The sequence below is a fragment of the Plantactinospora sp. DSM 117369 genome (assembly GCF_053764795.1).
The window spans coordinates 6681260-6701386 of record NZ_CM132446.1; the positions used below are offsets into that span (position 1 = coordinate 6681260).

The window sequence follows — 20127 nt, forward strand, 5'->3', positions numbered from 1 at the left end:
GCCGTGTCCGTGGTCACCCGTGAAGATCTGCTGCGGCGGCGGGTCGCCCGACTGCGAGCCGCCGTCGCGGCGACCGGCCTGCGGCACCTCGCGGTCGAGGTGACCGCCGGAACGGACCTTGTCGTCGCGCTGTGCGCGCTCCGTCCGCTCGACGCGTCCGTCGTAGTGGTGGGCCCGACCATCGCCGCGTCGGCGCTGGGGGTCCTGCGGCCGCAGGCCGTACTGGACGTTGCGGGCGGCCGGATCCGGCACACCGGTGCGGCCGACCCTGGAAGCGGCGAACGGCCCGGAGGGCTGTGGATCTTCTCGTCCGGGACCACCGGTACCCCCACGCCGACCCACTGGAGGTGGCATGACCTGGCCCGCGGCGTCGACTGGGACACCGTGGACGGCGACGAACGGTGGGGAGTCGGATACGCCCCCTTCACCTACGCCGGCGTGGAAGCCGTGAGTCAGGCGCTCGGACGGGCCGCCCGCATCGACTTCCTCGCGCCCACCGACCTCGCCGCCGGGACAGGTGCGCGCTACGAGGTCGTCGCCGGCACACCGTCGTTCTGGCGGATGGCGGCGCTGCACCGCGGGACCGACGCCGCCCGGCCGCGGGTAGACACCGTCTCGATGGGCGGCGAGCCGGTGGACGCGAGCCTGCTTCGGCTGGTTGGGGCGGCGTTCGCGCCGCGGCGCGTCCTGCAGATCTACGCCAGCACCGAACTCGGCCGGATCGCCACCGTCACCGACGGGCTTCCGGGCCTGCCTCTTTCCGTCCTCGACGGGTACGGGACGGCCGGGAAGGCACTGGCGATACGGGACGGCGAACTCCTGGTGTCGCCCGGTCCGGGCGCACCGTACCTGCCGACGGGGGACGCCGCGGCCATCCACGATGGACGAGTGCACGTTCTCGGACGGCGCGGCGAGGTCATCAACGTGGGTGGCACGAAAGTCGTACCCGGCCATGTGGCTCGGCTACTGCAGGAGCACCCCGAGGTCGTCGCGGCCCGGGTCTATCCGGTCCGTAGCAGCGTGCTCGGTGCCGTTGTCGGCGCCGACATCGTCACACTGCCGGAATGCGACCACGACGCGGTCGTCCAGCGGGTCAAGGCCCATGCCCGCCGCGTACTGGCCCCGGCGGAACAGCCGCGCCGAGTCACCGTGGTCGACCAGATCCCGATGACCCTGTCCGGAAAGGCGGTCCGTGGTGGGTGAGGCGCTCGGGACGGTGTTCGTCACCGGCGGTTCGCGGGGCATCGGGCTGGCCGTCGCCCGTCAGCTGCTCACCGCCGGGTATCGGGTGGTCGCCGTGTCGCGGACCGCCTCCAGCGAGCTCGCGGCGCTGCGGGAGGCCGTCGGCGACCCGTTGACATTCCTTGCCGCCGACCTCACCTCCGGCGATGACCGGATCGCGGTGGCCGACCGGCTCCGGAAGTGCGCCGACCTCTACGGCCTCGTCAACAACGCCGGGGTCGCGAGTGGGGCCCTGCACGTAGCCACTGCCTGGTCCGACGTGAGCCGGATGTGGCAGCTCAATGTCGAGGTCCCGATGTCCCTGTGCCAGGCGGCGGTCAAGGCGATGTATCGCGGCGGTGGACGCATCGTCAACATCTCGTCGATCGCGGCCCACCGGACTTTTCGCGGACTCGGCGCCTACACCGCGACGAAGTGCGCTCTCGAAGGGTTTTCCAGAGTGCTCGCCGCCGAGGTCGGCGGCCGGGGTATCACGGTGAACTGTGTCGCACCGGGCTTCATCGACACCGCCATGACCGCGGCGATCGATGACGACCTCCGCGCCGCGATCAACCGGCGCAACATGCTGGACCGGGGTGCCACACCCGCCGATGTGGCGCGGTCGGTGGAGTTCCTGCTCTCGCCTGCCGCGGAGGCCATCACCGCGCAGGTGATCCGGGTTGACTCGGGCAGCGCCGGATGAGCACGCTGGACGAGCGTGGACCCGCGGAACAGCGCACCCCGCCACCGGCGGCAACCAGTCCACCGACGGAGTTCACGGACCGACGCCAGCGCTTCCGGCGCGAGGCGGTGCGCAACTACGGCCTCACCCGGGATGCCGGGGAAGCGGTGGACGTCGGCTGGCGGGCGCTACCGAGCCTGGGCCTGCTGCGCGAGCTGCGGTGGCGCGACATGTGGGCCGCGCTGACGGTCCGGCGCAACCGGGTTCCACTCGTGCTCCAAGCGCAGATGAGCGACTGCGGAGCTGCCGCCCTGGCGATGGTCCTCGCCTACTTCGGTCGGCCGGAGCCGCTCGACGCACTGCGGATCGAGACCAACACGGGCCGGGACGGGGTTCCGGCCCGCTCGATGCTGGCCGCGGCCCGGCGTCGCGGTCTGTCCGCCCGCGGTGTCCGGGTCTCCCTCGACGGGCTGCGCCACCTCGCTCCGGCCACCATCCTGTTCTGGAACTTCGTCCACTTCGTCGTGTTGGAACGGGTGACCGGCAACCACCTGTACATCGTCGATCCGGCCTTCGGGCGCCGCAAGGTCAGCCTGGCCGAGGCGGGCAAGGCGTTCACCGGGGTGGCGCTGGAGTTCCACCCGCCGGTCGGCGCCGGGACACCGCGGCGAAGGTCCGGCCGCCAGCGCCTCGGTGCGAGCCGCATGCCCTATGTGGGCAAGTTCTTCCCTCGCACCAGCGCGTGGGTACCACTCGCGGTGACCTCGGTCGCCCTGACCCTGTGTAGCCTGGTCGTGCCGATCGCCTCCTCCTACGTCGTGGACCGGGCGAACCAGCCCGGCGAGCCGGTCAGCACGTGGCTGTTCGTCGCGGCGCCGATCGTGCTGTTCGCGATGTACTTCTGGATGCAGACCGCCCGCAGGATGGCCATGCTGTCCATCCAGACCCTCGCCGACAAGTCGGTGACCCTGGGGACGGTTCACCACCTTGTCTCCCTGCCGTTCGACTACTTTGCCCGGCGTCACACCGGGGACCTCGCCATTCGGGTCCGGACCAGCAACGCGGTACGGCAGGTCCTGACGGGATCCGCGTTGTCGGCCGTGCTCGACGGGGTGCTGGTGCTGGTGTACGGCTGGCTCGTCGTCATCGCCGACCCGCGCCTCGGCGCGCTGGTGCTTGCCCTCGCCGTCACCCAGGTCGGCCTGCTCGCCGCTAGCTGGCGAAAGCAGGAGTACCTCACCGCCGCTCTGCTGGAGGCGCAGGCGAGGGCACACACCGAGCTGTTCCAGTTGCTGGACGGCGTGCCGACGCTGAAGGCGTCCGGGCTCGAGGGCGCCGCGGCGGAGAACTGGAGCCACACCTTCGCCGACGAGGTGAACGCCAGGACTCGCAGCCGGCGGTTCCTCGCCGTGTGCGAGGCCGCCAGCACCGCGATTCAGTTTCTGGCCCCCCTCACCGTGCTCGGAGCTGGCCTGGTCCTGCTCGGTCGCGGCGAGATCTCACTGTCCCGCGTGGTCGGCTTCTCCGCCCTGGCCATGGGCATGTTCGTACCGCTGGCGAGCCTGACCCAGACCGGGCTGCAGATCGCCGGTCTGGGACCGACCTTGACCCGGCTCGCCGACATCCTTGACGCGCAACCCGAGGCCGGGCCAGATGCGGTGGCACCGTCCCGGGTCACCGGCGCGGTCCGGCTCGACGCCGTGCGGTTCGCCTATCCCGGCGCCGCGGCACCGGCAGTGGCCGACATCGACTTCGAGATGGCGCCTGGACAGTTCACCCTCATCGTCGGCGAGTCCGGCTCCGGCAAGTCGACGCTGGCCATGCTGCTGGCCGGGCTCTACCTGCCCAGCTCCGGCACGGTGTTCATCGACGGCGTGCCCACCGATCAGCTCGACCGGCCAGCGGTGCGGCGGTCGATGGCGTTCGTGCGCCAGGACGCCCGGCTCTCCGCCGGAACCATCCGGGAGAACATCGCGTTGGGCCGGCCGGAGTGCTCTCTCGACGACGTCATCGCGGCGGCGCGGCTGGCCGAGATCCACGACGACATCGACGCCATGCCGATGCGGTACGAGACGCTGCTCGGCGCGGCCGGGGCGGGCCTGTCGGGTGGACAGATCCAACGCATCTCGCTGGCCAGGGCGCTGATTCGCGACTCCGAGCTGCTGATCCTCGACGAGGCGACCAGCGCCCTCGATCGGCGCACCGAGGACCGAATCGTGACCAACCTGCGCGGCACGGGTCAAGCCCTGGTGGTCGTCGCGCACCGGCTCTCCCACCCCGAGGACGCCGACCAGATCCTGGTGATGAGCAACGGCCGGCTTGTCCAGCGGGGACGGCACGAGGAACTGATCACACAGGACGGCCCGTACCGCCGCCTCGCGGGACTCGCGCCGTGACGTCGTCACTGAGCCTTGAGCGCCGGGAGCTCGACGCCGTCGTAGCGCTGATCCTGCAGGTGCCGGACGCCCATCGGCGGTTCGAGGTCGACGCCGCCGCTGCCGCCGCCGAGTACCAGATCGACGGGCCGACGGTCGCCGCCCTCGTCGCCGCCGGCCTGCCCTCGGCGTCCGGCGCGGAGGGCGCCCGGTTCGACGCCACCGACCTGCGCAACGTCGCGGTACACCTGGATGCGCGGTCCCGCGAGCGAAAGGTGCTCTCCTGGTGGATCCGCGAGCTGGAGCGCCCTACCGCCCACGCCCGCTACCGGATGGACTACCTGGCGCAGTGCCCGGATCCCGGGCATGACGGGCTGTGCCGGTACCGCCTGGCGGTACCGGAGGACGGCTGGCATGAGACGGCCTCGGCGCCGGCCCGCGGCGGTGTCCTGCACTCGGTGACGTTCGACCGGCCGCGCACCTGGCCCGACCTGCCGGCCGCGCTGCTCGACCTGCTGGAGGAGACCCGGCACATCCGGTTCCTCTGGCTCCCGGAGACGTTGCGCGCCGACACCGCGTTCGTTCGTACCGCCGGCATCGGCGACTGCGTCGGCGTGGCCCGCATGCTGGTCGAGGAGGCCGGTAACCGGGGACTGGCCGCCCGGTTCTCCTTCGGCAGGTCGCTGACCCCGCCGATCTCCGCGTCGCACTCGTGGGCGGAGTTCCACGTCGACGGGGTCTGGGTTCCCGTCGACCCGGTGCTGGTGGATGCCCTGCGGCAGTGGGGTATCGCCGGGCCGCGGTGGCACCGGACCCGCTCGCTCGGCGGCGTTCTCGGCCGCATCGGAGCCCACCGACGTGATCTTGTGGCCCACGCCGGTCAGCCGGTCGCCGCGAGATTTCCTACCTACCGCGACACAGGAGAATGACATGGTGGACTGGCCACCAGCCTTTGAATCGCTTATCCGGCAGCGCAGCCGGCTGCTCGCCGCCGCCGCGCCCCTGGACCCCGACCACGGCCTGGCCGAGCTGGGGGTCGACTCGCTGGAAGTGGTCGAGCTGATCGTCAATCTCGAGGCCGAGTTCGACATCGAGCTCCCACCCGAGCTGCTGCAGCCGGAGGTGTTCGCGACTCCGGGCACCATCTGGCATGCGGTCAGGGGCCTGCTGTGACCGGCACTGCCGAGGAGGGACAGGCATCGGTGCGGCAGACATGGGCACGGCTCACCACGGTCGCCGCCAAGCTGAGCAGCCAGTCGCGGGACCAGCGTTACCACGTCTTCGACATCTTCGACTGGCCGGACGACCTGCCGGCCGACCAGTTCTGGATGAGCCCGGAGCTGACCACGTGCTACGGGACCCCGGTGTGGGACCGCCTGTCGGAGGCCGACCGGCTGCGTCTGACCCAGGCCGAGGCAGTGAACTTCTTCAGCCTCAATGTCCATCTCATCCGTGACCTGATCGGCGAGGTAGCCGGGCGGATCTACGACACGCGGTACCCGGGCCTCTCGGAGTTCTTCCACGACTTCATCCATGAAGAGAACGAACACATGTGGTTTTTCGCCCAGTTCTGCAACCGGTACGGGGGGAAGGTCTACCGCACCAAACGTGTCGTCGGGCACGCCGCCGAGGGCAACGACGCGGTACGCGACGTCATGATCTTCGGTCGCATCCTCATCGCGGAGGAGCTGTGTGACTACTACAACGCGAAAATGGCGACCGACGACCGACTGCCGGCGATCGCGCAGCGGATCAACGCCGTCCATCACCAGGACGAGTCGAGACACATCGCGTTCGGCCGGCAGATGATGCGCGCGCTGTACGAGGAAGCCACGCACCGCGCGACCCCCGAGGAGGTCGCGGGCGCCGCGGCGTATCTGTCGCGATATGTCAGCTCGTGCCTGCGGGCGTTCTACAACCCTGCGGTGTACGCGGACGCGGCGCTCACCGGAGCCAGGCAGATCCGCTCCGAAGTGATCGACGACCCGTACCGTCAGGAGTTCCACCGGACCGTGATGCGCAAGACCACCCGGTTTTTCAGCCGGATGGGACTCTTCACCGAGAGCATGGTCGCCTGGTGACCGGCCAGCCACCGCGGCGGATGCTGCACGAGTGGTTCACCGCCGGCCTGGCAATGGCGCCGGACCGCGTCGCACTGCGGATCGGCCGCCAGGAATGGACCTACGCTGAGCTGGACGACGTGGCTCGGCGCTGGGCCGGCGGACTGACCGCGTGCGGGGCGCGGACCGTCGGTATCCTCGCGATGCGCAGCATCGAGTCGTACGCGGGGCTCCTCGCCACGCTCTACGCCGGCGCGACGGCGGTGCCGCTCAGCCCGGGCTTCCCCGCCGCACGTACCTGCCGGATGGCGGCGATGGCCGGGATCGACACGCTGATCGCCGACCGGTCGGCGGCGGCGACGCTCCCGCACCTTGCGGCGGCCCTGCCCGGCCTTCGGGTGGCGGCGCCGGCCGCGACGCCTCTGGGCACCCTGCCCGGGGCCGGGTACGACGGGGCGGCCTACGTGCTGTTCACCTCGGGCTCCACCGGCCGACCCAAGGGTGCTCCGGTCACGCACGCCAACATGGACAGCTTCCTGCGGTACAACCTGGACCGATACGACCTCGGCCCGGAAGACGTCTGCTCACAGACCTTCGACCAGACCTTCGACCTGGCGATGTTCGACCTCTTCGTGGCCTGGGGCGCGGGTGCCGCCGTGGTGTCCACGCCGCCGCAAGTGTTCACCGCGCTGCCGGAATTCCTGGCCTCCGAGCGGGTGACCTTCTGGTTCTCCGTGCCCAGCGCCATCGAGGTGGTACGGCGCCGGGGCGGGCTGACGCCCGGCGCGATGCCGACGCTGCGGTGGAGCCTGTTCTGCGGTGAGGCGCTGCGTCTGACAGACGCCCAGGACTGGCAGCGGGCCGCGCCGGGATCCATAGTGGAAAACCTGTACGGCCCGACCGAGCTGACGATCGCCTGTTCCGCGCATCGGCTGTCCGACCAGTCCGCCGAGCTCGCCGTGCACGGCGTCGTTCCCATCGGGACGCCGTACCCGCATCTCCGGTACCGGATCACCGAGGACGGCGCCGATGGTACCGAAGGCGAGCTGTGCGTCACCGGGCCGCAGATGTTTCCCGGATACCTGGACCCCGCCGACGACCAGGGGCGCTTCTACGACGGTGACGGCGTGCGGTGGTACCGCACCGGCGACCGGGTCCGGCAGCTCGCCAGCGCCGAACTCGGCTATCTCGGCCGGATGGACCGGCAGGTGAAGGTCCGCGGCTACCGGGTCGAGCTGGACGAGGTCGAGTGGCACGTCGGGCAGCTGCCCGGGGTGGAACGCGCGGTCGCGGTGGCGTTCGAGGCAGCCGGGCGGACCGAGCTGGCGGTGTTCTATGTCGGTACCCCGGGCCTCGACATCCGTCGCCCGATCGCCTCGATCCTGCCGGGATACATGGTGCCGCGGCTGTGTCACGACGTTGACGCGCTCCCGCACACCGCGAACGGCAAGATAGACCGCGCGGCGCTGGCCGCGCGCGCCCGGGACCTTCTGGCCGGCGAACAGGTCGCCCATGCCTGAGAGCCCGCCGCTGTGCCCGCTCGCCGACTCCGAGCTCGGGGCGATGCTGTCCATCCGCCGCTTCGAGCACGCCGTACTCGACCTGCTCGGCCGCGGACTGATCAGGGGCACCACGCACACGTGCCTGGGCCAGGAGTACATCCCGGTCGCGGTCGAGTCCCTGCTCCGCCGCGACGACGAGGTGTTCAGCAACCACCGGGGACACGGGCATTACCTGGCGAGGTACGACGATCCGGCCGGCCTGCTCGCCGAGCTCGCGGGCCGTGAAGGTGCGGTGTGTGCCGGGATGGGCGGTTCGCAGCACATCCGCCGCGCCGGGTTCATGTCCACCGGAATCCAAGGGCAACTGGTGCCGGTCGCGGTGGGCGCCGCCTTTGACATGCGGCGCACCGGCGCGGCGTCGATCTCGGTGGTCTACGTCGGAGACGGCACCTGGGGCGAGGGAGTGGTGTACGAGGCGCTTAACCTCGCCGCCCTCTGGCGAGTACCGATGGTCGTCGTCGTCGAGCACAACGGGATCGCCCAGTCCACCCCGACGCCGGCACAGATGGCCGGTACCATCGCCGACCGGTGTGCCGGCTTCGGCATCCGGCACGTCAAGGTGACCGGTATCGACGTCGGTAGTATCCGGACCACTCTCGCGCCGCTCGTCGCCGAGGTACGCCAGGGCGGTTCGCCGCTGGTGGTCGAGTTCGAGACGGTACGGCTCGGGCCGCACAGCAAGGGGGACGACACCCGCACCTCGGCGGAGCTCGACGCCATCGCCGGGCGCGACTGGTACCCGCACTATCGCGCGGCGTTTCCCGAGCAGGTCGACCGGCTCGATGACGCGGCGACCGCGGGAATCCGGGCCGTGGTCGAGGACGTACTCGCCAGGCCGCTGATCGGTGCCGGCCGTGGATGACCGGGCAGTGGAGCGGGTCGGAGAGAACCTCAACCGCGGCCTGGCCACCCTGCTCGCCGAGAGACCGGATCTCTTCCTGATCGGTGAGGACATCGTCGACCCGTACGGCGGTGCTTTCGGCGTTACCCGCCGGCTCTCCACCACCCATCCCGGACGGGTACTCAGCACGCCGATCAGCGAGCAGGCGATCCTGGGCTTCGCGGTGGGCCTGGCCCTGCGCGGCCGGGAAGCGGTGGTCGAGGTCATGTTCTCCGACTTCGCCACCTTGTGCTTCGACCAGATCGTCAACCTCGCCAGCAAGGTGGTCAGCATGTACGGCCAGTCGGTGCGGATGCCACTGGTGATCCGGTGCCCGACGGGGGGCCACCGCGGCTACGGCCCCACCCACAGCCAGAGCCTCCAGAAGCACTTCGTGGGGATCCCCAACCTCGCGGTTTACGAGATGAGCCCGGTACACGACGGGCACGCCACGCTGGCCCGAATCCTCGACTCCGCGGCCCCGGCGATGTACTTCGAGGACAAGGTGCTCTACGGACGGCGGCGGTTCGGCGCGGCCACCGGAGACGAGCTGTTCCACTGCGAACGGATCGGTGGCGACTGCGACTTCGCCGTGCTGGGTATCCACGGGGTGGACGCGGTGGACGTCGTCGTCATCGCACCGGGTGGCCTCACCGGCAGGGTCCTCGGCGCGATGCGCGGTGCCTACCTCAGTGCCGAGACGGCGGTGCGGGCCGTGGTGCCGTCCCGGCTCTACCCTTTCGACCCCACGCCACTGGCCCCACTCGTCGCCCAGGCTCGGCGGGTGGTGGTCGTCGAGGACGCGACGGCCGGCGGGGTGTGGGGGGCCGAGGTCGCTCACACCATCCACCAGCAGATGTGGGGGCTGCTGTCCCAGCCCGTCCATCTGCTCCACGCGCCATCCCGTGCCATCCCGGCCGCCCCTCATCTTGAGCGTGCGGTGCTGGTCCAGGAAGACGACATCCGCGCCATGGTGACGGCGGTCGCCGGTGGGTGACATCCGCCTCCCCCGGCTCAATGCGACCGACGAGGAGTACACGCTTCTCGAGTGGCTGGTCGGTGACGGCGCGTCGGTCGGTGCGGGCACCGCGGTGGCTCTGGTGGAGACCTCGAAGGCGGCACATGAGGTCGTCGCGGAGGAGGCCGGCACCCTGTGGCAACGGATCCACGCGCCGTCAACCTGCCGTCCCGGGGAGGTGGTGGCAACCGTCGCCAGGGACGACCGTCCAGTGCAGGCGCAGCGGAACGCCGACCCGGATCCGATCACCATCACCCGGCCGGCCCGGCAGCTGATGGTCGAATACGGTGTCGCGGAGGCGACGGTACGGTCGATCGGCAAGGTGGTCATCTCGCGGTCGGACATCGAGCAGCTCGTCGCCGGGCAAGCGGAGCCGGCCGCAGTTGAGCGGGTGCCCGTGTCGGCTGCCCAGCGACGGATCGCCCGTACGGTGTCCGCCTCGCATCGCGAGATCCCCGCCGCCTACTCGGTCGTGAAGGTGGTCGCCGACCGGCTGAAACAGCGCCTGCGTGACGAGGCGGCGACCGTCGGCTTCCTCGGCGTCCCGGAACTGGTCGTCAAGGCGATCGCGGCGCGCCGGAAGCAGTTCCGGCTCTTCTTCGCGCACGCGGTGGACGACGAGACGGTGACCGTGCGGCCGGGGGCGCAGGTCGGGGTCACGATCGACGTGGGAAAGGGTCTCTACCTGCCGGTCGTCGCCGACGCCGACACCCGGCCGCTGCGGGACATCGCGGCCGATCTGTTACGGTTCCGGCTTGCCGCGATGCGTGGCCAATTCACTGAGGCAGATCTGACCGGGTCGAACATCGCGCTCGCGATACACGCGGACGCCGATATCGTGTACGCGCAGCCGCTCATCTTCCCGGGACACATGTGTGCGTTGTCTCTCGCCTCGATGCAGCGTGAGTTGGTACGTCATGACGACGGTTCGATCACGAGCAGTGAGTATTTCCATCTCGGTCTGGCGTACGACCACCGGTTCGTCAACGGTCGGTCGGCGGTGGCGTTCCTGCATGCGGTCAAGGCTGACCTGGAGTCGGGCTGATGGCCGCTGACAGTTGTCGGTTGAACGCGGTCGACGCGGCATTCTTCGGGGCATATCGGAGGTATCCTGTGGCATCCACCCTCCATTTCGGTATACCGGATCCATAGTGGAGCCGACAAGACGAACGCGCCGACTCGACTGCGGGTCCGAACCCCGCTGCGGTGGAGACAAACCCAAGCCACACGATGATGCCGGAAGGGGGTGAACCCACATGACCGAGGTAGAGTTCGACGGCGTCGACATCCGCGAGATGGCTGACGAGGAACTGGACGACATCGTCGGCGGTCCGAAGGCCTGCCAATAGCCGGTAGCCGGCAGGAGGCGCTTGAGCGGAGTCGCTCAGGCGCCTCCTGTCGTCATACGAGTGACTTCGAGGCAGGCAGGTCGCGATCGGTGGCCGGGTCGAAGAACCGGGTGAGAAAGTCTTGCTGCCACACACGCGGCTGTGGCAGATCCCACTGGCCGTACTCGGTAAGCAGGCGCTCCGGCTCCGGGCACTGTTGCCGGAGCGCGGCGAGGACGTCCGGAGGGATGACGCCCGGGAAGAGCATCTGCAGGTGAGCGAGCCCGTAGAACACGGGCCCGGCGACCGCGTATTCGTCAACGCGCTTGCGGAACAGGTCCCAGGAGAAGTCCTGTCCGGCCGAGCGCACGAGTTCGGCGATGTCCACGTACTTGATCAGACGCCGGTGCTTGCTGCCACGGTTCATGAACCTGAGCGTCGTCGAGGTCTTGTAGATGTGGGCCGACAGGTCGATGACCGCGTCCTCGGGGGATGGCACCAGGAACGAGGCGTCACCGTACCGGTGCCGACGAGCGTTCGCCAGGACGGCGCTGACCGGAACGTCGTACCCCTTACCGGGCAGCGCCAGCGACACGTTGACGTCGACGCTGATGATCGGGCGGTCGATTTGGCCGGTCAGCTTGTTCAACTTGGGCAGGTCGCTGCCGTACAGGCGCCAGAACGCCCGGTCCCGCTTGCTCAGCGGGACGATGCCGGTTTCTGTTGGGTTTCCCTCCGCATAGCCCAACCGCTCAAGCACCTCCACCAGGGCGGGCGCCTGCGCTCTGGTGACGAGGACATCCAGGTCGCCCATAGGCCGCATGCCCGGCTCCTGGTAGACCGCGAAGGCCAGATGGCCGCCCTTGCGCATGAGCACGGTGATGCCCTGTGCCGCCGCGGCGTCGCTGATCGCCTGGATCTCGTCCAGCATGAGTTCGTTGCTCCGCCGGGTGTCCCGGTAAGCGGAGTAGAGAAGCGACACGACGGCGGCGTCCAAGCCAGCCATCGCCTCCCTGGTCAAGAGGCGCCATCCATGCCATCCCACGAGGGCGGCGACGCGGTGTTGAGCGGCCTGACCGGCGATCCGTCCCCAGTCCAGAACCGGCTCGTCCTGACCGAGGATTTCGCGCAGACGGGCTATCTGCGGGTCTGTTACATGCTGTCTGCTGAGCAGCAGCAACAACTCCGACTCGGCTGATATCGCGGCCATTCGGCTTCCTTTGCGAAGGCGTTAAGGCGTTGGAGAGCGGAGGCTCAATCGCCCGTCCACTGTGGCCGCCCGATCACTCGGTGCACAGCGCCTGCTCCGGACGGACGGGCGAGCGAAGTGTAGCGGATCTCAGTGGTCCCCGCCTTGGGCGATGCACTGTGCTCAACCTCGTCCCGTTCAGCCATGTGTCGTGGTTTTCGGACATCACCGCGCCGCCATCGGTTTGTCAACAGCCGGTCCACGGTGGCGTTGCCACGTACGGTGAAGGCTGGCCCGGAAACGGGTTGCTGTCGACAGTTGTCAGTTGAACGCGATCGTCGGCGAGCGGCTGCTCCGCTTCCCCGCCTGAATGAACCTTTTTCAACCTTCCCTTGCGGTCCGGCGGACCGCAAGGTCGGACGCGGTGCGTGAGCGCCGCGCGGTCCAGGTTGAAAAAGGTTCAATGGTTCAGCACCGACCGGGCGATGTGCTGGCACAGGCACGCGCCGCGGTACTGGCGGCCGGTTGGTCCGGACGAATCCGTTCGTCCGAAAGAGACCGTGGGCCGTCAGTCGCCGAGGGGGCGGATCTCGACGTTGGTGAAGGCGACTCGGAACGGTGACTCCTCCTCGGTGGTGGCGGGGAAGGTGCCCAGTACGACGCGGCCCTGGGTGAAGGTGGCGTCGTCCACGGTGCCGACGCGTTGGCCGTCCCGGTCGACGGTGATGGTGGTGCTACGGGCGGAAACCCCGATGCGGGTTGTGGTGTCGGGTGGGATCGGGTCGTCGAGGGCCATGGTCCGCAGGACCGTCACGCTCGCGCCGTCGCCGACGCCGTGGGTGGCGAGCTCGACCGAGTCGGCGCAGACGCGCACGAGGTAGCCGGCGGTGCCGGCGAAGCGGAACCACAGCGCCGCGCAGCTACCCGGTGTCTGGAGCCGTACGTCGACGGCGGCCGAGACGTCGGTGTAGGCGCTGGTCGGGCCCGGGCAGCGGTACGGACCGGTGCTGTCGCGGGTGACCACCAGCGCCTGGTCGAATGTGCACGTGGTGCGTTGTGCCCCGTCCTCGCGGACCTGCCACAGCCCGGGCGCGGTCAGCGGGTCGCGCACGACCGGCGGCCCGGGCAGGGCCGAGTTCGTGGCCGGCGGGGTGGGCGGCGAGCTCATAGCGGCCGCGGTGGCCTGCGAGGTCGCCGTGGGTGTCGGGGTCACACCATTCGACCAGTCGCCGTCGAATGGGAGCACGCCGCTGGCGATGCCCGCGACGGTCAGCGACGTGACGAGTACCGCCACCGCCAGCGCCACGTTCGCGACCCTCCCCCAGCGCCGGCCGGTGCGCGCGGGCGGGGCCGGCGGCTGAGGCGCCGGTGGCGCGGGCACGGCCCCCGGAGTGCCGCCGGCCAGGCGGGTGGTGTCGTGGCCGGCGGGGCGGGTGGCGAGGTGTTCCGTGGCCGCCTTGGCCTCGGCCGCAGCGGCGAACAGGGCGGGCTGCCCTGCCAGGGCGGCCTGGACCGCGGGCGGGCGTACCTGGCCGGGGGCGAGCAACATGTCGAGCAGCTCGCGCGACGTGGGGCGGGTGGCCGGGTCCTTGGCCAGGGCGCGTTCGACAAGGTCGCGCAGCGGGGGCACCAGCCCGGCGAGGTCGGGTGGTTGGGTGACGATGCGTGCGGCCACGACCGGTGGAGTGTCCACACCGAATGGTGGGTGGCCGGTGCCGGCGTACGCGAGCACCGCACCCCAGGCAAAGACGTCCGCCGCCGGGCTGATCACTCTGGCGGCGTCGGAGCCGAAGCGCTCGGGTGCCATATATCCCACGGTGCCGAGCATCTGGGCGGTGCGGGTGTGGTGGCTCGTCGCCTCGACCGCGCGCGCGATGCCGAAGTCGATCACCTTCGGGCTGCCGGGTGCGAGCAGGACGTTGCTGGGCTTGAGGTCCCGGTGGATGACGCCGGCGCCGTGGATCGCGGTCAGCGCGGTCGCCACGCCGATCGCGAGCGCGTGCAGGTTGGCCGGGCTGAGCGGGCCGCGCTCGGCCACGACGTCGGCGAGGCTGGGGCCGTCGACATACTCCACGACGAGGTAGGGCGGGTCGTGGTCGGGGTCGGCGTCGAGCACCTCGGCCGTGCAGAACGGCGGTACCTGCCGCGCCCGCTCGACCTCGCCGCGAAAGCGTCGCCGGAACTCCTCGTGCGCGGCGACGTCGGCCCGGATGACCTTGACGGCGACCGGCCGGCCGGCGTCGCGGGCCAGGTAGACGGTGCCCATGCCGCCCTGGCCGAGCCGCCCCACCAGCTCGTACCGGCCAAGCCGCCGTGGGTCGCCGGGGTGCAGCGCCGCCGACCGCCGCTCTTCCTCGCCGGTCATCCGCTCGTCACCCCGCTCGTCCGGGGCTCCGCTGGCCCTCCACACTGGATGACGATATCGAACCCGCGGGCAGCCGCGAGCTCGGCCGCGTCGCGCCGCACGGCCTCCGCGCCGGATCCCAGTGGTACGACGACCGCAGGCTCGCCGCCGCGGAGCAGCACGTCGGGCTCGACGGCCGCGAGTTGGGCGGCGAGGTCGGCCTCCGGGTCGCGGCTGAACCGGGCGAGCACCGGCGCGCCGAGCCCGCGGGCGCGTACCGACTCGGCGAGGCCGGCCAGCTCCCCCATCGCGGTGGTCATGCCAAGCAGTTCCTCCGACAGGCCGCTGCCCACGTCAAGCGGCCGCGCCGGGTACGGCACGAGCCGGCTCAGCACCACCTCTCCGGTGCCGTGTCCCGCGGCGGCGGCGCCCCGCTCGGCGAAGTCGGCGGCGAGGTCGACAAGGGCCGGCGCGGGCGCCAGGCCCCCGGGCAGCGAGACGAGCACGCGGTAGCCGGCCGGCGGTGGCTCGGGCCGCTGCACCGCCAGTGCGTCCCGCTCGACCATCCGTCGCGGGTAGACGAAGCTGAGCAGCGGGCCGGCCATGACGGTGGTGACCAGCGCCATCACCACCATCATCGAGAACACGCGTTCGTCGATGATCCCCAGCTCCAGCCCGACCGTCAGGATCACGATCTCGGTGAGCCCTCTTGTGTTCATGAGGATGGCGAGCGCGCCGGCCGGGCGGGCGGCCACCTTGTTCAGACGGGCAGCCGCGTACGCGCCGGCGAACTTGCCGCCGATCGCCACGACGAGGATCGCGGCGAGCTCCAGCAGCCCCGTCCCGCCGAACGTGGAGAGGTCGACCCGCAGACCGGAAAGGACGAAGAACGCGGGCAGCAGGAGCAGCACGCTGACCTGTTCGAGCCGTTCGAGGATCTCGACCCGGAGCCTGTCCGCGCCGCTCGGCTCCGCCGCACCGGCGCGCGCCCGGGGCATGACCGCGCCGAAGAGGAACGCACCGAAGATCGCGTGCAGCCCCAGCCACTCGGTGGCGAGGCTGGACAGCAGCAGGCCCACGAGCACCACGGCCAGGATGTCGGGCGTGAGCCGGCCGGCGCGCGCCCGCGCGGCGTCGACGCGGGCCAGCAGCGGCCGCACCACGAGCAGCATCAGCAGCGTGTACGGTACGCAGAGCAGCGGCAGCCACGGGTTGGCGCTGTCCGCGCCGGCGACGGCGACCACGACGGCGAGCAGCGACCACGCGGCGACGTCGTCCACGGCGGCGCTGGCGAGGGCGAGCCCGCCGACCGGCGTGCGTACCATGCCGCGGTCGGTGAGGATGCGGGCCAGCACCGGGAACGCCGTGACCGCCATCGCCGCGCCGATGAAGAGGGCGAACGGCAGCGGGTCGGAGACCTCGTGGCGGCCGGCGAGCCACATGGCGAGGAGCACGCCGAGCCCGAGCGGCGCCAAGATCGACCCGATGGAGACCGAGGTGGCGGTACGGCCTCGGCCGCGCAGCGAGGCGTGGTCCAGTTCGTACCCGACGATGAACATGAACAGCACCAGGCCGAGGTTGGCCAGGCCGGACATCGCGGGCCGGACGTCGGCGGGCAGCAGCCAGTCACTGACCGCCGTGCCGAAGAGCGTCGGTCCGATGAGGACACCGGCGACGAGCTCGCCGATCACGGGTGGCTGGCCGACGAGCCGGGCCAACCAGCCGAAGGCCCGGGCCAGCACGATGATCGCCGCGACCGCGAGCAGGAAGTTGATGAGGGCGTGTGCGCTCATGAGACAGCCTCCGCGAACCGCTCGACGCGGTCGGCCAGCGCCGCCGCGGTGGGCCGGTTGGCGGCTGGCGCGAGGCATTCGCGTACCAGGGCCGCCAGTGGCTCCGGCAGCTCCGCGCTCAGCTTGGGCGGCATGGAGACCACACGGCGCAGCACCAGCAGGCCGTCGCCCTCCGGCAGCGTGCCGTAGATGCCGGTGCCGGCCACCACGCGGTGCAGCAGCACGCCCAGCGACCAGACGTCGTGCGGTGGCTGCGGCCGCTCCCCCAGCAGCAGCGCGGGATCGACGTACTCCACCGAGTCGAGCGCCCCCATGCCGGTGATCGTGACGCCCTCGGCGAAGACGTGCGCCAGTCCGAGGTCGGACAGTCGCGCGCCGCCCTCGTGGAGGAGCACGTTGCCGGGCTTGACGTCCCGGTGCACGACGCCGGCGGCGTGTAGGGCGGCGACCGCCCGCGCGGCGTGTGCCACCGCCCGCAGCGCGGCGGGCCGGTCGAGGGGCGCGGCCGGCGCGGCGAGCGAGCCGCCCGGCAGGTACTCGGTCGAGTAGTAAAAGATGCCGTCCTGCTGCCCGGCGTCGTACGGCGCGACGAGGTACGGCGAGCGTACCGCCGCGAACGCGCGCAGCTCGCGGGTAGCTCTGCGGAACGCCACCCCGGTCGACTCGGCGGCCAGCACCTTCACCGCCACCTCGGCGGCCTCGACGGGCAGCCGGGCCGGCCGGCGGGCGAGAAAGTACTGGCCGTGGTTGCCCGAGCCGAGCGGCCGGATGAACTCGTAGTCGGCGATGCCGCGCATCTGCTCCCCTGGGGTGTTCACGGGTTTCGGTGGGACTCGTAGCGCAGCCAGCGCGTCCCGAACACGACCCGGGTGCCGGGCCGGATCTCCGCCGGTACACCCGGCTGGAGCCGCCGGGGGTGCGGGTCGCCGGGCGGTTCGACGACCGTGCCGTTGGCCGATCCCAGGTCGACAGCGCGGACGGTCCAGCCGGCGAGCGCCATCCGCAGGTGCTGCCGCGACACGCCGCTCGCCGGCCCGGCGATGCGCAGCGGCCGCGCCCCGTGCGCCACCGCGGAATCGCGGTGCGGCTCGCGCCCCACCACGTAGTCGGCGTCCAGCCGGAACGTGGCGCCGTCGTCGACAAGCAGCACGCCGAGCGGCGGCCGCGGGCCGAGGACGGTGATGTGCGTACGCTGCGCCATCGAGATGCCGCACATCTGGCAGTACGGCACGGCCGGGTCGTTGAAGTGGCCGTTGGCGCAGTGCACACCCTCGACAAGCAGCCGCGTCAGCTCGTTCCGCGGTGCCACCTCCGTCGGCGCGTCCGCCGCTCCGGGAAGGAGCAGGACCGCCTCGAAGGGCGCGTTGCGGTCGGGTTGCCTCATGTCAGCCGCCCTCCGCGAAAGCGCCAGCGCAGGAACGGCACCCGCATCGGACCGTTCGCGACGAGCCAGACTGCCAGCCACACCGCGGCGAAGTGTATGACGTACGCGGCGAGTGGCGCGGAATCCACTGTGGGCAGCAGGCCGGCGTCGAGCAGCAGCCACAGCAGCAGGCCTTCGGGCACCGCCGTCAGCAGGCCGAAGAGCGACGGCCAGTCCTTCTCCCAGCGGAACTGCATGAGCAGGTGGTACAGCAGCTCCCAGCCGACGCCGAGCACCGCCACGGCGGCGAGCACCGCGAATGTGGTCCGGTAGTCGGCACCCACGAGAGGCGTGACGACCGCGGTGACAGCCGAGCCCACTACCAGGAGGAGGACCAACCGGGTCTGGATCCGGCCGGACAGCACAGGCACCACGTCTCATCCCTCCTGGACCGGCCGGCCGAGCGCCCAGCGCATCCACTGGGTGGTGGAGCGGACCGGCCCGATGCGGCGACCGAAGCCGCGGCGGGCGAGGTCGTCGGCGATCTCCTGGGCACCGATCTGCAGCCCGAGGAACGTGTCCACGCCCGGGAAGTACCCGCCTAGCGTGGCCGCGCCGGTGGCGTACAGGGCGCCGTCGCCGCTAGCCGTCCCCTTGACCTCGAAGTGCCGCTCGACCTCCAACCGGCCCAGCGGGTTGCGGCCGGCGCCGCCGTGCGCGAGCAGGTCGGCGAGGACGCGGTGCTCGGCGATGTCGGCCTCCAGCCCGGTGCAGTCGATGATGTAGTCGGCGCCGATCTTCCGCGTGCCCGCGTCGCCGGTGACCAGGCTGACGAGCGTGCCGTCGGCGCCCGGCTCGACCCGTTCCACGAGGCCCTGGCTCGCCTCGTACCACCCGCCCTCGCGGCCGGCGCGCATCTGCTGCTGCCAGCGGCGGCGCTTAGGCGTGTTGGTGCCGCCCATCCGCTTGTACTCGGTCACCCGCTCGGCGCCGTCGAGCCGCCGCATCTTCGCCTTCAGCTGCCCGCCCCACACCGACTTCGGATAGTTGAATCCCTGGTACGCCCAGCCGTCGCCGCCCTTGCGCCGTGACCACAGGTGCGGCCCGTGACTGCCGGTGACGAACGTGCGGAAGATGTGCACGATCTTCGTCTGTAGCCCGTACCGCTCGCGGTCGTCCATCAACCGCTGCAGCACCCGGGACGCGACGATGCCGCCGCCACGCACCATCACGGTGCCCGGCCTGGTACGCAGCGCCTCGTACACGTGCTCATGCGACTCGTAGGCGTTGACCACGCGCGTGAAGTCACCGTACTTCTCCCGGAACTCTTGCAGGTCGGGCAGGAACCGCAGTCCGGGGTACCCGACCGCCAGGTGCACGAAGCGCGACCGGTAGGCGACCCGCTTGGTCGGGCCGGTGCCACCCGGTGGCGTAAGCACGGTGAAGTAGCCGCCGCCCGCCCGCCGCCGCACCATCCGCACGACGCCTTTCACGAGCATCGTCGGGTACCCGATACGCGCGGACTCGCGGGCCATGCTCTTGAACACGTCGCCCACGCGCGGCGTCCAGTAGTCCGCGAAGATCGGCTCACCGAGCACGTGCACCAGCGGCCGGAGGGTCCGCTCCCGCCACGCCTCGCTCAGCGCGTACGACGGAAAGCCCCAGATGTTGTCCGGCCGCGAGGACGAGTCGGACCGGATGCGCTCTGGCCCGGGAATCTGCGAAACGCGGGTCAGGTACTCGTATGTCTGCCACGGAGAGCCGATATTGGACAGCACGCAGATGTCTGCGGTCGGCACCCCCGCGATGCGCAGGTAGTCGACCAGTACGAACGAGCCGATGCCGCCGCCCACCGTGACCAGCGGCACGTCGTACACCGGGATGCCGGCCTCCGCGACGAGGCCATCTGGCCAGATTGCGTTGTCCAGCAGGGCCTGCGTGAGATCGCCTCGATCTCGTAGCTCTCGTTCCGGCATACCCCGTCTCCGTCCGCCGTGCCCACATCGATATCGCCTGACATCGCAGGCGCCGCCAGTCTCGCCCACGCGAAGTCAAGGCGATGTGAGGTCTCGTCGCCGCGAAAATCCGCTTTCAGACAGCGACGGGCGTGGGTTGGGATTGTGAACAGCGGACGGATGAGGCCGGTGGGAGCAGCGGTCCGGACCACAACAGACGTCGCGGGAGCTCGGAGTTTCTATGTTCGGGGTCGGCTCGCTGTACCGCTCGGAAAGTCGGTCAGAGCTACCCCACCTGGGAGTATTCGTTGATCAACCCGTTGCGGAAGCCGAGTTCAGTGCGTCACCCATCCATGA

At 70.7% G+C, this 20127-nt stretch carries 17 protein-coding genes; 10 read left to right on the forward strand and 7 right to left on the reverse strand.

The features are described from left to right. Nucleotides 1–3 precede the first annotated feature (3 nt). Genes ACSMXO_RS28455 through ACSMXO_RS28500 form a run of 10 tightly spaced genes read left to right on the forward strand, consistent with a single transcriptional unit; the run spans nt 4 to nt 10843 of the window. Nucleotides 4–1203 (forward strand): AMP-binding enzyme, encoded by a 1200-nt coding sequence (locus tag ACSMXO_RS28455; protein ID WP_455414548.1) that lies wholly within the window; start codon nt 4–6, stop codon nt 1201–1203. After that, a complete protein-coding gene (locus ACSMXO_RS28460; protein WP_455414549.1) occupies nt 1196–1924 on the forward strand; it encodes an SDR family NAD(P)-dependent oxidoreductase in 729 nt (242 codons plus the stop codon). Before ACSMXO_RS28455 ends, ACSMXO_RS28460 begins: the two co-directional genes overlap by 8 nt. Continuing rightward, nucleotides 1921–4299 carry a peptidase domain-containing ABC transporter gene (locus ACSMXO_RS28465; RefSeq protein ID WP_455414550.1) on the forward strand — a complete coding sequence of 793 codons (2379 nt, stop codon included), beginning with the start codon at nt 1921–1923 and terminating at the stop codon, nt 4297–4299. The genes ACSMXO_RS28460 and ACSMXO_RS28465 overlap by 4 nt, the downstream gene beginning before the upstream one ends. Further along, complete coding sequence (locus tag ACSMXO_RS28470; protein WP_455414551.1) at nt 4296–5207, forward strand: transglutaminase domain-containing protein; 912 nt, start codon at nt 4296–4298, stop codon at nt 5205–5207. The genes ACSMXO_RS28465 and ACSMXO_RS28470 overlap by 4 nt, the downstream gene beginning before the upstream one ends. A 1-nt stretch (nt 5208) precedes the next feature. Further along, the gene (locus ACSMXO_RS28475; RefSeq protein WP_455414552.1) at nt 5209–5451 is read left to right on the forward strand and encodes an acyl carrier protein; all 243 of its coding nucleotides are present in this window, start codon (nt 5209–5211) and stop codon (nt 5449–5451) included. 29 nt (nt 5452–5480) lie between these two features. Further along, nucleotides 5481–6359 carry a diiron oxygenase gene (locus ACSMXO_RS28480; protein WP_455414553.1) on the forward strand — a complete coding sequence of 293 codons (879 nt, stop codon included), beginning with the start codon at nt 5481–5483 and terminating at the stop codon, nt 6357–6359. Further along, the gene (locus ACSMXO_RS28485; RefSeq protein WP_455414554.1) at nt 6356–7858 is read left to right on the forward strand and encodes an AMP-binding protein; all 1503 of its coding nucleotides are present in this window, start codon (nt 6356–6358) and stop codon (nt 7856–7858) included. Before ACSMXO_RS28480 ends, ACSMXO_RS28485 begins: the two co-directional genes overlap by 4 nt. After that, nucleotides 7851–8762, forward strand: coding sequence for a thiamine pyrophosphate-dependent dehydrogenase E1 component subunit alpha (locus ACSMXO_RS28490; protein ID WP_455414555.1), 912 nt, complete (start codon nt 7851–7853; stop codon nt 8760–8762). The genes ACSMXO_RS28485 and ACSMXO_RS28490 overlap by 8 nt, the downstream gene beginning before the upstream one ends. Next, on the forward strand, nt 8755–9777 hold the full coding sequence (locus tag ACSMXO_RS28495) for a transketolase C-terminal domain-containing protein (protein WP_455414556.1): 1023 nt from the start codon (nt 8755–8757) through the stop codon (nt 9775–9777). Before ACSMXO_RS28490 ends, ACSMXO_RS28495 begins: the two co-directional genes overlap by 8 nt. After that, nucleotides 9770–10843 carry a 2-oxo acid dehydrogenase subunit E2 gene (locus ACSMXO_RS28500; protein WP_455414557.1) on the forward strand — a complete coding sequence of 358 codons (1074 nt, stop codon included), beginning with the start codon at nt 9770–9772 and terminating at the stop codon, nt 10841–10843. The genes ACSMXO_RS28495 and ACSMXO_RS28500 overlap by 8 nt, the downstream gene beginning before the upstream one ends. A 356-nt stretch (nt 10844–11199) precedes the next feature. On the opposite strand, the gene ACSMXO_RS28505 is transcribed toward ACSMXO_RS28500, so the two are convergent. The 7 genes from ACSMXO_RS28505 to ACSMXO_RS28535 form a co-directional block, all read right to left on the reverse strand. After that, the gene (locus ACSMXO_RS28505) at nt 11200–12336 is read right to left on the reverse strand and encodes a nucleotidyltransferase domain-containing protein (RefSeq protein WP_455414558.1); all 1137 of its coding nucleotides are present in this window, start codon (nt 12334–12336) and stop codon (nt 11200–11202) included. Nucleotides 12337–12883: 547 nt separating this feature from the next. Further along, complete coding sequence (locus ACSMXO_RS28510; protein ID WP_455414559.1) at nt 12884–14725, reverse strand: serine/threonine-protein kinase; 1842 nt, start codon at nt 14723–14725, stop codon at nt 12884–12886. Continuing rightward, nucleotides 14677–16452 carry a cation:proton antiporter gene (locus tag ACSMXO_RS28515; RefSeq protein WP_455414560.1) on the reverse strand — a complete coding sequence of 592 codons (1776 nt, stop codon included), beginning with the start codon at nt 16450–16452 and terminating at the stop codon, nt 14677–14679. Before ACSMXO_RS28515 ends, ACSMXO_RS28510 begins: the two co-directional genes overlap by 49 nt. Then, complete coding sequence (locus ACSMXO_RS28520; protein ID WP_455414561.1) at nt 16449–17270, reverse strand: protein kinase domain-containing protein; 822 nt, start codon at nt 17268–17270, stop codon at nt 16449–16451. The genes ACSMXO_RS28515 and ACSMXO_RS28520 overlap by 4 nt, the downstream gene beginning before the upstream one ends. After that, complete coding sequence (locus ACSMXO_RS28525; protein WP_455414562.1) at nt 17267–17836, reverse strand: FHA domain-containing protein; 570 nt, start codon at nt 17834–17836, stop codon at nt 17267–17269. Before ACSMXO_RS28525 ends, ACSMXO_RS28520 begins: the two co-directional genes overlap by 4 nt. Further along, nucleotides 17833–18249 carry a hypothetical protein gene (locus tag ACSMXO_RS28530; protein ID WP_346258507.1) on the reverse strand — a complete coding sequence of 139 codons (417 nt, stop codon included), beginning with the start codon at nt 18247–18249 and terminating at the stop codon, nt 17833–17835. Before ACSMXO_RS28530 ends, ACSMXO_RS28525 begins: the two co-directional genes overlap by 4 nt. Before the next feature lie 3 nt (nt 18250–18252). Further along, nucleotides 18253–19791 (reverse strand): hypothetical protein, encoded by a 1539-nt coding sequence (locus ACSMXO_RS28535; RefSeq protein WP_455414563.1) that lies wholly within the window; start codon nt 19789–19791, stop codon nt 18253–18255. Nucleotides 19792–20127: the final 336 nt, after the last annotated feature.